Origin of the sequence: Loktanella fryxellensis, assembly GCF_900110065.1 — a bacterium.
Lineage (GTDB): Bacteria > Pseudomonadota > Alphaproteobacteria > Rhodobacterales > Rhodobacteraceae > Loktanella > Loktanella fryxellensis.
Genome location: NZ_FOCI01000001.1, coordinates 188,963 through 203,505 on the forward strand (window position 1 = coordinate 188,963; position 14,543 = coordinate 203,505).

The 14,543-nt window shown below is 66.0% G+C and carries 12 protein-coding genes, 1 tRNA gene and 1 other annotated feature; of the genes, 4 read left to right on the forward strand and 9 right to left on the reverse strand.

The window, feature by feature from the left end:
- Positions 1–43: 43 nt before the first annotated feature.
- From BMX16_RS00940 to pdxH, 9 genes are all read right to left on the reverse strand, one after another.
- Positions 44–3,685 carry a vitamin B12-dependent ribonucleotide reductase gene (locus tag BMX16_RS00940; RefSeq protein WP_089897748.1) on the reverse strand — a complete coding sequence of 1,214 codons (3,642 nt, stop codon included), beginning with the start codon at positions 3,683–3,685 and terminating at the stop codon, positions 44–46.
- 477 nt (positions 3,686–4,162) lie between these two features.
- The gene (locus tag BMX16_RS00945) at positions 4,163–5,068 is read right to left on the reverse strand and encodes an NAD-dependent epimerase/dehydratase family protein (RefSeq protein ID WP_089897750.1); all 906 of its coding nucleotides are present in this window, start codon (positions 5,066–5,068) and stop codon (positions 4,163–4,165) included.
- Positions 5,065–5,877 carry a glycosyltransferase gene (locus BMX16_RS00950; RefSeq protein ID WP_089897752.1) on the reverse strand — a complete coding sequence of 271 codons (813 nt, stop codon included), beginning with the start codon at positions 5,875–5,877 and terminating at the stop codon, positions 5,065–5,067. Before BMX16_RS00950 ends, BMX16_RS00945 begins: the two co-directional genes overlap by 4 nt.
- Complete coding sequence (locus tag BMX16_RS00955; protein WP_089897754.1) at positions 5,877–7,094, reverse strand: NAD-dependent epimerase/dehydratase family protein; 1,218 nt, start codon at positions 7,092–7,094, stop codon at positions 5,877–5,879. Before BMX16_RS00955 ends, BMX16_RS00950 begins: the two co-directional genes overlap by 1 nt.
- Before the next feature lie 186 nt (positions 7,095–7,280).
- A complete protein-coding gene (locus BMX16_RS00960) occupies positions 7,281–8,780 on the reverse strand; it encodes a SulP family inorganic anion transporter (RefSeq protein ID WP_089897756.1) in 1,500 nt (499 codons plus the stop codon).
- 72 nt (positions 8,781–8,852) lie between these two features.
- Positions 8,853–8,908, reverse strand: a sequence feature (sul1 is cis-regulatory element that is thought to sense ions involved in sulfur or methionine metabolism; They are found in Alphaproteobacteria).
- Positions 8,909–9,039: 131 nt separating this feature from the next.
- A tRNA-Pro gene (locus tag BMX16_RS00965) sits at positions 9,040–9,116 on the reverse strand.
- 47 nt (positions 9,117–9,163) lie between these two features.
- Complete coding sequence (locus BMX16_RS00970) at positions 9,164–9,628, reverse strand: DUF192 domain-containing protein (protein ID WP_089897759.1); 465 nt, start codon at positions 9,626–9,628, stop codon at positions 9,164–9,166.
- Positions 9,625–10,233, reverse strand: a complete 609-nt coding sequence (locus BMX16_RS00975; protein ID WP_089897761.1) for a cold-shock protein — start codon at positions 10,231–10,233, stop codon at positions 9,625–9,627. Before BMX16_RS00975 ends, BMX16_RS00970 begins: the two co-directional genes overlap by 4 nt.
- Before the next feature lie 84 nt (positions 10,234–10,317).
- Positions 10,318–10,941 carry a pyridoxamine 5'-phosphate oxidase gene (gene pdxH, locus BMX16_RS00980; protein WP_089897763.1) on the reverse strand — a complete coding sequence of 208 codons (624 nt, stop codon included), beginning with the start codon at positions 10,939–10,941 and terminating at the stop codon, positions 10,318–10,320.
- A gap of 145 nt (positions 10,942–11,086) precedes the next feature.
- Between pdxH and fabI the strand changes: the two genes are divergently transcribed.
- The 4 genes from fabI (at position 11,087) to BMX16_RS01000 (ending at position 14,485) form a co-directional block, all read left to right on the forward strand.
- Positions 11,087–11,917: an enoyl-ACP reductase FabI gene (gene fabI / locus BMX16_RS00985; RefSeq protein WP_089897765.1), complete on the forward strand. Its 831-nt coding sequence runs from the start codon at positions 11,087–11,089 to the stop codon at positions 11,915–11,917.
- A gap of 7 nt (positions 11,918–11,924) precedes the next feature.
- Positions 11,925–12,539, forward strand: a complete 615-nt coding sequence (locus BMX16_RS00990) for a LysE family translocator (RefSeq protein ID WP_089897767.1) — start codon at positions 11,925–11,927, stop codon at positions 12,537–12,539.
- 11 nt (positions 12,540–12,550) lie between these two features.
- Positions 12,551–13,081 carry a xanthine phosphoribosyltransferase gene (gpt, locus tag BMX16_RS00995; RefSeq protein ID WP_089897769.1) on the forward strand — a complete coding sequence of 177 codons (531 nt, stop codon included), beginning with the start codon at positions 12,551–12,553 and terminating at the stop codon, positions 13,079–13,081.
- Positions 13,082–13,309: 228 nt separating this feature from the next.
- Positions 13,310–14,485: an aminotransferase gene (locus tag BMX16_RS01000; protein WP_089897771.1), complete on the forward strand. Its 1,176-nt coding sequence runs from the start codon at positions 13,310–13,312 to the stop codon at positions 14,483–14,485.
- Positions 14,486–14,543: the final 58 nt, after the last annotated feature.

Sequence of the window (14,543 nt, forward strand, 5' to 3'; positions counted from 1 at the left end):
GCGATGCGCAGCCGGGCGATATGCGCCCGGCCGCGCCCGATGTTCAGCTACAGCCGCTGGTGCCGCCGCAGGTGTTGCACTTCATGCAAGTGCCGTTGCGCACGAGCGTGTAGTTCTGGCACTCGCCGCACGGATCGCCCTCGTACCCCTGCATCCGCGCCTTGTCGCGCAGCGTCAGGGTGCCTGTCGCGGCCATGGTGCCGGACGACAGCGCCGTGGCGACCCCCGCCTGCGGCTGGGCGGCGAACGCCTCCATCGTCGCGGTCATGGCGGCCATGCCACCCTGCAGCACGACCAGATCCTGTGGCATCCGCTTGCGCAGATACCCGGTGCTGCTGATCTGGCGCAGCACCTCCAGCGACCGGCTGGCGGCGGCCTCGGTGGGCGTGGCGACGTTGGACACCCCTTCCTCCACACCGCGCCCGATGTCGTCGAAGGCCGCCCCTTCGGGCTTCACATGCGCGAGGTCGGTGCGGTCGAGATAGCTCACTGCCAGTTCGCGGAAGATGTAGTCGAGGATCGAGGTCGCGTTCTTGATGCTGTCGTTGCCCTGCACGCCGCCCGCAGGCTCGAACTTGGTGAAGGTGAAGGCGTCCACGAACTCCTCCAGCGGCACGCCGTATTGCAGGCCCACGCTGACGGCGATGGCGAAGTTGTTCATCATGGCACGGAAGCCCGCACCTTCCTTGTGCATGTCGATGAAGATCTCGCCCAGCTTGCCGTTCTGGTATTCGCCGGTCCGCAGATAGACCTTGTGACCGCCGACGATGGCCTTTTGCGTGTAACCCTTGCGCCGCTCGGGCAGCTTGTCGCGCTGGCTTTTGGCGATTTCCTTGATGATGATGCGCTCGACGATCTTCTCGGCCAGCACGGCGGCCTTCTCGTGGTTCGACCCGGTCGACAGGATCTCGGCCGCTTCCTCGTCATCCTCGACCAATGCGCTGGCCAGCGGCTGCGACAGCTTTGATCCGTCGCGGTAGAGGGCGTTGGCCTTGATCCCCAGCGACCACGACAGCTCGTAGGCCTTCTGGCAATCCTCGATGGTCGCGTCGTTGGGCATGTTGATCGTCTTGCTGATCGCGCCGGAGATGAAGGATTGCGCCGCCGCCATCATGTGGATGTGGCTGTCCACCGACAGATACCGCTTGCCGGTCTTGCCGCAGGGATTGGCGCAGTCGAACACGCTGTAATGCTCCACCTTGAGGAACGGCGCGCCTTCCAGCGTCATGGTTCCGCAGACATGGGCGTTGGCCGCGTCGATGTCGGCGCGTGAATACCCCAGATGCCGCAGCAGGTCGAACGTCGGATCGGCCAGCTTCTCGGCGGGGATGCCCAGCGTCTTGCGGCAGAAATCCTCGCCCAGCGTCCACTGGTTGAACACGAAGCGGATGTCGAACGCAGCCTTCAGCGCGCCTTCGATCTTGTCCAGCTCGGCGGGGCCGAAGCCGTGGCCGATCAGCGACGACGTATTGATGGCAGGCGCCTGACCGAGGCTCGCGTGACCCACCGCATAGGCGATGATCTCGCTGATCTGGGCAGAGCCGTAGCCCAGTTTCTCCAGCGCCGCAGGCACCGACTGGTTGATGATCTTGAAGTAACCGCCACCGGCCAGCTTCTTGAATTTCACCAGCGCGAAGTCGGGCTCGATCCCGGTGGTGTCGCAATCCATCACCAGACCGATGGTGCCGGTGGGTGCGATCACGCTGACCTGCGCGTTGCGATAGCCGTGCTGTTCGCCAAGGCGCAGCGCCTCGTCCCAGGCCCCCGTCGCCAGCCCGATCAGGCGCTGGTCCGGGCAGCCGGCATGGTCCAGCGGCACCGGCTTGATGTCCAGCGCCTCATAGCCGCGGCTGTGCCCCAGCGCCGCCGTGCGGTGGTTGCGGATCACGCGCAGCATGTGCTGTGCGTTACGCGCGTATCCGGGGAATGCGCCCAGCTCGCCCGCCATCTCGGCACTGGTGGCATAGGCGACGCCGGACAGGATCGCGGTCAGCGCCGCCCCCATGCTGCGCCCCTCGCGGCTGTCATAGCCGAGGCCCATGTTCATCAGCAGACCGCCGATATTGGCATAGCCCAGCCCCAGCGTGCGGAAGTCGTAGGACCGCTGCGCGATCTCCTTGGACGGGAACTGCGCCATGGTCACGCTGATCTCCAGCGTCACGGTCCACAGGCGGCAGGCGTGGATGTAATCCTCGGCCTGGAACGCGCCGTCTTTGTAGAACGTCAGCAGGTTCAGGGATGCGAGGTTGCAGGCGGTGTCGTCAAGGAACATGTATTCCGAACACGGGTTGCTGCCGCGGATCGCGCCATCCTCGGGGCAGGTGTGCCAGGCGTTGACCGTGTCGTGATACTGAATGCCCGGATCGGCGCAGGCCCATGCCGCGTGGCCCACCTGATCCCACAGGTCGCGCGCCTTGATGATGCGCGCGACCTCGCCGTTGCGGCGGTTGATCAGCTTCCAGTCCGCATCCGCCTCGACCGCCTTCAGGAAGGCGTCGGTCACGCGGATCGAGTTGTTGGAGTTCTGGCCGGAGACGGAGGAATAGGCCTCCGAATCCCAGTCGGTGTCGTAGGTCGGGAACTCGATGCCCGTGTGGCCCTGCTTGGCGTAATCCAGCACGCGCTTGATGTAGGTTTCGGGGATAGCGGACTTCTTGGCGTCCTTGATCGCGGCGGCCAGACCGGTGTTCGCCTTGGGGTCGTAGGCTGCATCCTGCGCCCCGTCCCACGCCTTGATCGCCGCAAAGATGGCGTTCAGATACCGCTCGTGCATCTTGGAGCCTGCCACGATGCTCGCGACCTTCTGCTCCTCGATCACCTTCCAGTTGATGAACTGCTCGATGTCCGGGTGGTCCGCGTCCACGATCACCATCTTGGCCGCGCGCCGCGTGGTGCCGCCCGACTTGATCGCGCCCGCCGCGCGGTCACCGATCTTGAGGAACCCCATCAGGCCGCTGGACTTGCCGCCGCCGGACAGCTTCTCGCCCTCGCCGCGCAGGCTGGAGAAGTTGGTGCCGGTGCCGGAGCCATACTTGAACAGGCGCGCCTCGCGGACCCACAGGTCCATGATGCCGCCCTCGTTCACCAGATCGTCCTGCACGGACTGGATGAAGCAGGCATGCGGCTGCGGATGCTCGTAGCTGCTGGTGGACTTAGTCAGCGCGCCGGTCTTAAAGTCGACGTAGTAGTGGCCCTGCGCCGGGCCGTCGATGCCGTAGGCCCAGTGCAGGCCGGTGTTGAACCACTGCGGGCTGTTGGGTGCCGCACGCTGCGTCGCCAGCATGTAGCGCATCTCGTCGAAATAGGCGCGGGCGTCGGCCTCGGTCGTGAAATAGCCGCCCTTCCAACCCCAATAGGTCCATGCCCCCGCCAGACGGTCGAACACCTGCCGCGCGCTGGTCTCGCCGCCGAAAGTCGCCCCATCGGCCGGCTCCGACCGCCACAGAAAGGACGGCACGCCCTTTTCCTTGATGCGCGTCACGGCGGACGGAACACCGGCCTTGCGGAAGTATTTCTGCGCGATCACGTCGGACGCGACCTGAGACCACGCGGCGGGAATCTCGCAATTCTCGAGCTTGAAGACCACGGTGCCGTCCGGGTTGCGGATCTCCGAGGTGGCGCTGCGAAAGGCCACGTCGGCATAGGCATCGGCGCCTGCGGTCGTGAACGTGCGGTCGATCTTCATGGTCGGTCCCCTCTGGCCGCCGCGCGGGGCGGCGTGTTCTTGGTTTTTTGTCCTGCACCGGCAGGGCGGAATGCACGGGGTCTGCGACACGGATCGGCCAGATGCGCCGCATGGCGCTTCTTCGATTTGCCCATCACTGAACTGCCTGCGCCACCATATTTAGTGGCATTACCCTCAACGTCCACTACCTGACGTAGATCCACCAAGGGGGTCAAGGATTCGCTGCGATCTTCATGGGAAATTTAGAACTGATGTGGGACGGTCACAGGACGATCCGCGCACGTCCCGATCCGTCCACAGATCTGTCCACAGGCCCACTCACAGACGGGTGCGCAAAAGTGTCGTGGGACTGCGGGTTTGACCGCTACTGGTGATGCTGTGGATGAAGAGGGGTGTGGATGGATCGAGGATCGGGGTGACAGGCGCTGCGTTAACCCTTCTGCACAGGAAACGTGCAGACCCGCCACGTGGCAGCCTTCAGCCCGGATGTGGTCCCGGACCAGAGAGAATCGGTTGAGTGCGTGCTGCGTCCTGCAGCCACGTCGCCAGCCCCGTCATGCCGCGCGGGTGCCAGCCGAGGGCGGCCAGCCGTTCGCATGTCATCACGCTGACAGCACCCGAATCGGCGCGGGGCGGCAACACGCCCACCTGCCCCGACACGTCAGCCCACAGCGTCAGCAGATCGTGGTGATCCAGCAGGATGTCGCTGACGTTGAAGCTGTGAGGGGCCAGCGCCGCCGCATCGGCCCGCAATAGCAGCGCCACGGCGGCGGCAAGGTCATCGCCATGCACCTCGGTCGCCACGCGGGACGGCGCGGTGGTTCCTGCGGCAAAGGCACCGAACAGGTCCGCCCATTTGTGCGGCTGACCGGGGTCGGTCACGCCATAGACGCCCGTCGCCCGCAGGCTGGCGGTGGCAAGGCCCGGTCGCGTCAGCGCCGCAAGCCCCGCCTCGACCTCTGCCTTGACCAGACCATAGAGGCTGTGGGGTCGCGGCGTCAGCCCGTCGGACAAGGGCGTGCCCGCAGGCCAGCCATCATGCACCGCCCGCGACGACAAGAAGATGATGCGGCCCACGCCGCTGTCCGCCGCGTGGTGGAACAGGCGCAGCGATCCGTCGACGTTCGCACGGCGGAACCCGTCAGGGTCGTCGCCTTCGCCGCCGCGATAGCGACCGGGCACGTGGGAAAACGCACAATGCACCAGCGCATCCAGCCCGGTCAGGTCAGGCAACGGACCGTCCAGATCATAAGGCCGGTGCGCCACGCCCGGCAGCGGCGACGCCTTGCGCCCAAGCGCCGTGACCGCCATGCCCTGTCCCGCCAGATGGGCCGCGATGGCGTGCCCCACCATGCCTGTGGCCCCGGTGACCGCAACTTTCATCGTGGCGGAACAGGTCCGGGCAGGTCCGCCACCACCGGCACCGGCCAGTCGCCCGCATAGGCCTGCCACAGCGCGATCAGCGGCGCGAGGGCGTCCGCCTTCGCATGATCCATCTGCCACGGCTTCTCATACTGGTAATGCAGGATGTTGATGTCCGGCCAGTGCCACAGGGCGGGCATGGCGAACCACACGTATTGCAGCATGTTGAACGTCACCGGCAGGCCGTGCCAGTCGGGAAAGAAGTCCTGCAGAAAGCTCTGATCCGTGCGCGGCCAGAACGCGCCGGGCTGATCCAGCCGCGCCATCATTGCGGCAAAGGTCGCCGCATCGGGCCGCGCCGTGAACACGCCGGAGTTCATGCGCCGGAAATCCGCCAGCCCTTCGTAGACGTTGGGAGCTGCACAAAACTCCGGATAGTCGAAGAGCCTGTCGCAATTCCGCAGCACCAGCGTATCGGCATCGAGGAACACGACACAGTCGTAGTCCAGCTGCCACAGCCGCAACTTGGCGAAGTTATCCAAAGGCGTGTGAAAGCTGGGCTTGTTGCCCTTGGTGAACGGCACGCGCCCGTGCAGCGTGGCGCGGTCGTGGGCGGTGTTGAACGCGTCGGACGTGTCCAGCAGATCGACCGCCACCAGCCGCGCACCACGCGCGGCCAGCGGGGCCAGATCCCCTGCCCTCACCCCGCCGGTGTGCATCACCACCAGATCGGCGGTGGTGCCTGACAGCGTCAGCGACCGGACCAGCGCCGCCGCCCCGCGGGCGAAATCGGCGTTGGTCACGAGCGTGACATAGGCACGCCGTGTCATCAGACGGCGCGCAGCTTCTTGGCTTCCGGGTCGTGTTCGACCTTGTCGGCCAGATCGCGGGTCCAGGCACTGACGGCGGGCATCCGGCTGCGGTCGATGCGATAGCTGTATTTCTTCGCCACCTCGACCACCTCCTCCAGCAGGCCGTCGGCCAGCGTGGTGGGGTTCAGACCGAGGGCAAGGAACTGCGCGTTGCGCACGATCAGGTCGTTCTCGGGCGCTTCCTTGCGCGGGTTCGGCAGGTTCAGAACCTCTGCCCCCGTCAGCCGCGAAATCATCGCGGCCAGATCGCGGACCCGGTGGGTTTCGGTCATCTGGTTGAAGATGCGGACCCGGTCCCCCGCCTTGGGGGCGTCGGCCATGGCGAGTTCGATGCAGCGCACCGAATCCTGGATGTGGATGAACGCGCGCGTCTGCCCGCCGGTGCCGTGCACGGTCAGAGGATAACCAATGGCGGCCTGAATGAGAAAGCGGTTCAGCACGGTGCCGTAGTCGCCGTCGTAGTCAAAGCGGTTGATGAGCTGTTCATGCCGCCGCGTCTGTTCCGTGTGCGTGCCCCAGACGATGCCCTGATGCAGGTCGGTGATCCGCAGCCGGTCGTTCTGCGCATAGAACTGGAACAGGATCTGATCGAGGCTCTTGGTCATGTGATAGACCGAGCCGGGTTTCGTCGGATAAAGGATTGCCTGATCCGCCATGCTGCCGTCAAGCGTCTGCACCTTCACGTCCAGATAGCCTTCGGGGATCGCCGCACCGACACTGGAATAGCCATAGACGCCCATCGTGCCCAGATGGATCACATGCGCGTCGATGTCGGTTTCCACCAGTGCTGCCAGCAGGTTGTGGGTCGCGCCGATGTTGTTGTCGACGGTATAGACCTTGTGGCGGTCGGTCTTCATCGAATAGGGCGCGGCGCGCTGTTCGGCGAAATGGATCACCACGTCGGGCTTCACGTCGCCCAGCCACGCCTTCACCCGTTCGTATTCCTTGGCAAGGTCAAGCAGGTGGAACTGGATGCGCCGCCCCGTCACGTCGTGCCAGATCCGGCAGCGTTCCTGAATACTGTCCATCGGCGTCAGGGACTGCACGCCCAGTTCCGCGTCGATCCAGCGGCGCGACAGGTTGTCGAGGACATGCACCTCGTGGCCCTGATCGGACAGGTGCAGTGTGGTGGGCCAGCCGACAAAGCCGTCGCCGCCGAAGATCGCGATTTTCATGGTCTGGACCTTTGTCCTGAAGGGGCCGCCGCCCCTGACCGGCCGCGCTGGCCGGTGAAGCGACTGGTCTGCCCGTTGCTGCTGTCCGCTGATTAACAGCATCCGTGTGACAGGTATATATCACTTGCCACGGCAATGGGCCGAAAACTGCCGGTTACGGACCTGTCGCGCCGTCAGAAGAGTGTATCAATGATCCATCAGTCCGTCCAAGGCACCGGGCTTGTCGTGAACGGCAAGTTTGTCGACGATGGTCTCGGAGGCGCTGTTCATCCCGATGACCTCGACCACCGTACCGTGACGGCGGAACTTCAGGATCGCCATGTCCAGCGCCTGCACGGAACTGATGTCCCAGATATGCGCGCCGCTCACGTCGATCACGACCCGCTCCGGTGCGTCGCCGAAATCGAAGGCCTTGGCAAAATCCTCGGCCGAGCCGTAGAACAGCTGGCCTTCGACCACGTAAGTCCGCGTGCGACCGTCGTCCGAAAGTCTGGACGTGATGCGGAACAATTGCGCGATCTTGGCGGCAAAGAAGATGCCCGACAGCAGCACGCCCACCAGCACCCCGATGGCAAGATTGTGGGTGGTGACCACGGTGGCGACCGTCGCCAGCATCACCACGCTGGACGAGCGCGGATGCACCCGCAGCGCCGCGATCGACGCCCATGAAAACGTGCCGACGGAGACCATGATCATGATGGCCACAAGCGCGGGCATCGGGATCATGCCCACCAGATCACCCAGACCCACGACGAGGATCAACAGCACCACGCCGGCGGTAAAGCACGACAGCCGCCCCCGCCCGCCGGATTTCACGTTGATGATCGACTGCCCGATCATCGCACAGCCCGCCATGCCACCGATGAACCCTGTCGCGGTGTTGGCAATGCCTTGCCCGATGCACTCCATGTCGCGGTTCGACCGCGTGTCGGTCAGATCGTCGATCACGTTCTGCGTCATCAGGCTTTCCAGCAGGCCGACGACGGCGATGCCCAGCGAATAGGGCAGGATGATCAGCAGCGTCTGAAACGTCAGCGGGATCTGCGGGATCAGGAACACGGGCCACGTGTCGGGCATCGCGCCCATGTCGCCCACCGTGCGCACCCCGTCCCAGCCCATCGCCGTCACCAGCAGCGTCAGCACGACGATGGTGACCAGCGGCGACGGCACGGCGGTCGTCAGCCGCGGCAAGCCGTAGATGATCGCCAGCCCCAGCGCCACCAGCGCATAGGTCAGCCCGGTGACACCCGGATTGGCCGGGTTCAGTTCGGGCAGTTGCGCCATGAATATGAGGATCGCCAGCGCGTTCAGGAACCCTGTCATCACCGATTTCGAGACATAGCGCATGAAGCGCCCCAGTTTCAGCAGGCCCATGCCGATCTGGACCAGACCCGCCAGCACCGTGGCGGCCAGCAGGTATTGCAGACCATGGTCGCGCACCAGCGTGACCATCAGCACCGCCGTGGCGGCGGTGGCGGCAGAAATCATGCCGGGCCGCCCGCCGACGAAGGCGATCAGCACCGCGATGGAAAACGAGGCGTAGAGCCCCACCTTGGGATCGACGCCGGCGATGATGGAAAACGCGATCGCCTCTGGAATCAGGGCGAGCGCCACCACGAGACCCGCCAGCAGGTCGCCGCGGATGTTGCCGAACCACTGTCGGCGATAGTCGGAATAAGAGATCATGTGTTCAATACCCGGCACAGGACGGCACCCGTCAGGGGCGCGGTCTGTCTGCGATGCGATGTGTGTCATCAGGGTTGTCCAGCGGATCGGCGGCCGGAAGAGCCACCCGGATTTGCACCGGGTCCGTGCGAGTTGAGGAACCCTATAAGGCCAATCGCCATGCCACCTCAACCCTGCGCGATGCGGGGGGCTGGACATCCGTATTGAGTGAAATCACTTGCGGCAGACATCCCGATCGGGCCTGTGCCGTGTGTCGTGCTGGTCGGGGCGATAGGATTCGAACCTACGACCCTCTGTTCCCAAAACAGATGCGCTACCAGGCTGCGCTACGCCCCGAACCGAGGGCACGTCTAGCCGCCCCGGCCGCGCTTGGAAAGCCCCAATCAGCTGACGCAAGGCATCGCGGGGTCGGGGCCGATGGCCGGGTGCTGCATCACGTCGCCCGGCGACAGGCCCAGCCGGTCCGCCATGCCGCCGTTGACCTCCAGCACGTACTTGATGTCGTCGCCGCCCAGGATCGGCGTTTCGTCCAGCGGGATCGCCTCGGCGTGGATGTGCTGCACCACCCCGTCCTCGTCGGCAAAGATCATGTCGAGCGGGATCAGCGTGTTGCGCATCCAGAAGCTGGCTATCTGCGGCCCTTCGTAGACGAACAGCATGCCCGTCATGCGGGGCATGTCTTCCACGTTCATCAGGCCCTGTGCCCGTTCGGCGGGATCGTCGGCGACGGTAACGGCAAAGCTGGCCTGACCGAAATCGCCCGTCAGCAGCACCGCATCGTCACGGCAGGCGGCCTGCGCCGTCCCCGTCGTCGCCATCAGTGCAAGTGCCGCTGCGAAACGTCTCATGTCTTCAACCCCTGATCCCATGCCGCCACGTCGATGGCCATGCGGCCACGCTGGCCGGGCATCACCCGCAGCGCCACCGCCTCGCCGGTCGCCACATCGGCCAACCCGCTGCGCCGCAACACCTCGACATGTAGGAAAATGTCGTCCTGCTGGCCAAACACATTCGCGAAACCAAAACCCTTGGCCTTGTCGAACCACTTGATGCGCGCAGGCTCCAGCGGGCAGCTTGCGATGTCTTCGGCGGTGATGTTTTCCATGTCGGCCAGCGGCACCGCCGACATTGTCGCCGGCGGCGTGATCGACACGATGCGATCCGCCTGATCGCCGCGCGGCGTGCTGACGACGGTCATCGCCACCAGCGCGCCTTCGACCACGGACCCCTGCCCGTAGTTGCGCAGCACGTTGGCATGCAGCAGGATATCCGGTCCGCCGCCATCGCGCACGACGAATCCGAAACCCTTGGTCGCATCGAACCACTTGACCTGGCCGGTCACGACCGTACTGGATTCGTCGGCATCGGCCGCGGTCGGCGCACCGGCGGTCGCATCGCCGGATCCGGTCGTGGCGTCACCAGCGGGGGGGGGCGCAAGGTCGTCGGTGTGCATGGCAACTACTCTCAAAACAGTCCGGCAAGCGGGTCGGATCTGCGCAACTGGGCTACAAGGTCGCAGCCCCGCCGGGCGTCGTGGTCAGGGCGACAGTCGGGATACGGTCCAGCCGGTCGCGGTGCGGTGGGTGTCGGATGGCGCGGCCGCCGTCCAGCGATAGCGGTCATGAAGGCGGTTCGGGCCGTCCGCCCAGAACTCGATCTCGGTCGGCGTGATGCGGAAGCCGCCCCAGAACGGCGGTCGCGGCGGCGCGTCACCCCACGTCTGGCGCATCGCCTCCAGCTTGTCCATCAGCACGGCACGGCTGTCCAGCGGGTTCGACTGGGCGCTGGCCCAGGCCCCCAGACGGCTGTCCAGCGCGCGACCGGCATAGTAGTCGTCGGCGATGGCACCATCCTCGCGCGTCACGGTCCCGCGCACCCGGATCTGGCGGCGCAGGCTCTTCCAGTGCAACACGAAGGCGGCGGTGCCGCTGGCCCCGATCTCCCGCCCCTTGGCACTGTCGTAGTTGGTGAAGAAGACGAAGGCATCGTCCTCGATCCGGCGCAGCAGCACGATCCGCACATTTGGCATGCCCGCAGGGTCGACCGTCGCCAGCGCCACCGCGTCGGGATCGTTCACCTCGCTGTCGCGCGCGACGGCCATCCAGTCGCGCGCCAGCGCAAAGGGATCGTCGCCTGCAAATATTCCGTCCCGGTCCGACATGGGTGTGCGCGCCTTCTTGTCGACCCGTTCTAGGGGATGGCTGCCATCCTCACAAGGCCGTGTCGTGATGCCACCGCTTGCTGGCACCGCGCGCTTGGCCTAAACCCGGCGTCAACGCGCACGCACCCCTATGGAACGGACCGGCATGACCTCGCAACTGATGGTAGGAAAACGCGGCCTCATCATGGGGCTGGCCAACGACAAGTCGATCGCGTGGGGCATCGCGCGCAGCCTGGCGGACGCGGGCGCAGAGCTTGCGTTTTCGTATCAGGGCGATGCGTTGAAGAAGCGGGTCAATCCGCTGGCGGCCTCGGTCGGATCGACGTTGGTGCTGCCCTGCGACGTGGGTGACGAGGCATCGATCGACGCGCTCTTCGCCAGCCTCAAGGACGCATGGGGCAGCCTCGATTTCATCGTCCACGCCATTGGCTTTTCGGACAAGAACGAATTGCGCGGCCGCTATGTCGACACGTCGCGGCAGAACTTCCTGACCACGATGGATATCTCGGTCTATTCCTTTACCGCCGTGGTGAAACGTGCGGCCGCGATGATGAACCACGGTGGCTCTGCGCTGACGCTGACCTATTACGGTGCGGAAAAGGTCATGCCCCATTACAACGTGATGGGCGTGGCCAAGGCCGCGCTGGAGGCGTCGGTCCGCTATATGGCCGAGGATCTGGGCAAGGACGGCATTCGCGTCAACGCGATCAGCGCCGGCACGATCAAGACACTGGCCGCTTCGGGCATCGGCGACTTCCGCCTGATCATGAAATGGAACGAATACAACAGCCCCCTGCGCCGCACCGTGACGCAGGAGGAGGTCGGCAAGTCCGCCCTCTACCTGCTGTCCGATCTGGGCAGCGCGGTCACGGGTGAGGTGCTGCACGTCGACGCGGGCTACCACGTCGTCGGCATGAAGGCCGTGGACGCCCCCGACATCACCAAGGAAAGCGGCAAAGAGAGCGCCGGGGACTGACGCCGTCATGACCTGGGCCGCCTTCGCATCGGTCGTGCTGATCCATCTGGCGGCCGCGATCTCTCCGGGACCGGCCTTCGTGGTGGCCCTGCGGGTCGCGGCGGCCGAAGGATTCCGCGTGGCCGCGGCGCTGGCGCTGGGCTACGGGATCGGCGCAATGCTGTGGGCGGGCGCCGCGCTGGCGGGGCTGGCGCTGGTGTTCACGCTGGTCCCCGCGCTCTTCGTGGCGCTGAAGATCGGCGGTGCGGCCTTCCTGCTCTGGCTGGCGGTGCGCATGTGGCGCCATGCCGCCGATCCTTTGCCACAGGCCGTCGTGACCGCAGCGCCCCGGTCCGTCGGACAGGCGGTCCGCCTTGGCGTGCTGACATTCGCCAGCAATCCCAAGACGGCGGTTTTCTTCGGTGCCGTGTTCGCCACCTTGATCCCGGTCGATACACCGACGGGTTGGAAACTGGCCATCCTGCTGGCCGTGGGTCTGAACGAAACGCTGTGGTACCTCGTGGTGGCCCGCGTGTTTTCGTGGCCCCGCCCCCGCGCCGCCTATGCCCGCGCCAAGACCTGGATCGACCGGGGTTTCGGCACGCTTCTCGCCCTGCTGGGCCTCAAGATCGCCCTGACATAAGGATCACCGACATGCCCGACGCCCAAGCGCCTGCAAAAGACCCCAGCCGCCTGCCCCACGAGAAGGGCTTTCACATCAGCTGGGACCAGATCCACCGCGACAGCCGCGCGCTGGCGTGGCGGCTGGACGGCTATGGCCCCGACGACGGCGCGTGGCGGGCCGTGGTGGCGATCACCCGCGGTGGCATGGCCCCCGCGATGATCGTGGCGCGCGAACTCGACATCCGTACCGTGGACACGATCAGCGTGAAATCCTACGACCACCAGGACCAGTCCGAGGCACGGGTGCTGAAATCACCCGACGCGGACATCATGGGCGACGGCACCGGCATCCTGATCGTGGATGATCTGGTCGACTCGGGCCGCACGCTGGAACTGGTGCGCGCCCTGTATCCCAAGGCGCATTTCGCCACCGTCTACGCCAAGCCCAAGGGCCGCCCACAGGTCGACACCTTCATCACCGAGGTCAGCCAGGACACGTGGATCTTTTTTCCGTGGGATATGGCGCTGCAATACGTCGAGCCCTACCGCGGCAAGGACTGAGGCGGGTCCACGCCGCGACGTCGGAGCCTCCGGCGGGAGTATTTGGGCAAAAAGCGAGGATGAGGATGGCGCGCGGTCGGCCTGATCGGCACCGGGTCCGGATCGCCGGGCCCTACAGGCGGTCCTGCGGCGTGCGACGTTGACGGCCCCGCAGCGCCCGCCCATCATCTTGCCTCCAATACGCCCGCCGGAGGCTCCGCGGGCGCAGCCCGCCGGACAGGAGAGCACATGACCATCCCCCGCACCACCGCCACGATCGCGCCCCCCGTGATGCAGGCGCGCCGCTGGCTGGACGGGGTCGTGCATCCGGCGGACCGTCCGCTGCTGAACGTGAGCCAGGCCGCGCCGACGGCACCGCCGCCGCTGGCGCTGCGGCAGGCGATCGCCCGCAGCGCGATGGAGGATGACGCAGCCCATCTCTATGGCCCGGTGCTGGGACTTCCGGCGCTGCGGGCGGCGGTCGCGGACCGCTGGACGCGGCTCTATGGCGGTGCGGTCGCGGCGGGACAGGTCGCCATCACGTCCGGGTGCAATCAGGCCTTCGCGGCGGCCATCGCCAGCCTGTGCGGCGAGGGGGACGCGGTCATCCTGGCGGTGCCGTGGTATTTCAACCATGCGATGTGGCTGGACATGGCGGGCGTCGCCGCCATCCCGCTGCAGACCGGGCCGGACCTGCTGCCGGACCCGGACGCCGCCGCAGCCCTGATCACCGCGCGCACGCGGGCCATCGTGCTGGTGACGCCGAACAACCCCTGCGGCGTGGCCTATCCCGCCGCCACCCTGAGGGCGTTTCGCGACCTGTGCCGGGCGCACCGCATCGCGCTGATCGTGGACGAAACCTACCGCGACTTCGATGCGCGGGTCGGCGCACCGCATGATTTGTTCGCCGACGCCTCCTGGGACGACACGCTGATCCAGCTCTATTCCTTTTCCAAGGCGTACCGCCTGACCGGGCACCGGGTGGGCACCATCGCCACGAGCCCTGCCCGCCTGGCCGAGATCGAGAAATTCCTCGATACCGTCACGATCTGTCCCAACCAGCTGGGTCAGCGCGCGGCGCTGTGGGGGATGGAGAACCTCGACGACTGGCTGCAGGGCGAGCGGAGCGAGATCATCGCACGTGCGGCCGCCATCGCCACCCATGCCGCGCCACTGACGGCGCAAGGCTGGCAGGTGCTGGGCTGCGGCGCCTATTTCGCATATCTGCGCCATCCCCATCCCGTCGCCTCCGTCGAACTGGCCGAACGCCTCGTGGCGGAGGCGGGCATCCTGTGCCTGCCCGGCACCATGTTCCGACCGGCGGACGATCCCGCTGGAGCGCGCGAGCTGCGCATCGCCTTTGCCAACATCGATACGGGCCAGATCGCGGAGCTGTTCGACCGGCTGGCCCGCTGGCAGCCCTGATCCGTCGTGCGGGACCGCTTGCGTGCAGGCGGGGGGCCACTTATGCAGATGCCGGACC

Excerpts from the sequence above, each read along its gene's own strand:
- gpt (WP_089897769.1), top strand. The coding sequence starts at position 12,551 with ATGCCCGACGCCCAAGCGCCTGCAAAAGACCCCAGCCGCCTGCCCCAC.
- BMX16_RS00945 (WP_089897750.1), bottom strand. The coding sequence starts at position 5,068 with ATGAAAGTTGCGGTCACCGGGGCCACAGGCATGGTGGGGCACGCCATC.
- BMX16_RS00960 (WP_089897756.1), bottom strand. The coding sequence starts at position 8,780 with ATGATCTCTTATTCCGACTATCGCCGACAGTGGTTCGGCAACATCCGC.
- BMX16_RS01000 (WP_089897771.1), top strand. The coding sequence starts at position 13,310 with ATGACCATCCCCCGCACCACCGCCACGATCGCGCCCCCCGTGATGCAG.
- BMX16_RS00940 (WP_089897748.1), bottom strand. The coding sequence starts at position 3,685 with ATGAAGATCGACCGCACGTTCACGACCGCAGGCGCCGATGCCTATGCC.
- BMX16_RS00950 (WP_089897752.1), bottom strand. The coding sequence starts at position 5,877 with ATGACACGGCGTGCCTATGTCACGCTCGTGACCAACGCCGATTTCGCC.
- BMX16_RS00970 (WP_089897759.1), bottom strand. The coding sequence starts at position 9,628 with ATGAGACGTTTCGCAGCGGCACTTGCACTGATGGCGACGACGGGGACG.
- BMX16_RS00990 (WP_089897767.1), top strand. The coding sequence starts at position 11,925 with ATGACCTGGGCCGCCTTCGCATCGGTCGTGCTGATCCATCTGGCGGCC.
- BMX16_RS00955 (WP_089897754.1), bottom strand. The coding sequence starts at position 7,094 with ATGAAAATCGCGATCTTCGGCGGCGACGGCTTTGTCGGCTGGCCCACC.
- fabI (WP_089897765.1), top strand. The coding sequence starts at position 11,087 with ATGACCTCGCAACTGATGGTAGGAAAACGCGGCCTCATCATGGGGCTG.
- pdxH (WP_089897763.1), bottom strand. The coding sequence starts at position 10,941 with ATGTCGGACCGGGACGGAATATTTGCAGGCGACGATCCCTTTGCGCTG.
- BMX16_RS00975 (WP_089897761.1), bottom strand. The coding sequence starts at position 10,233 with ATGCACACCGACGACCTTGCGCCCCCCCCCGCTGGTGACGCCACGACC.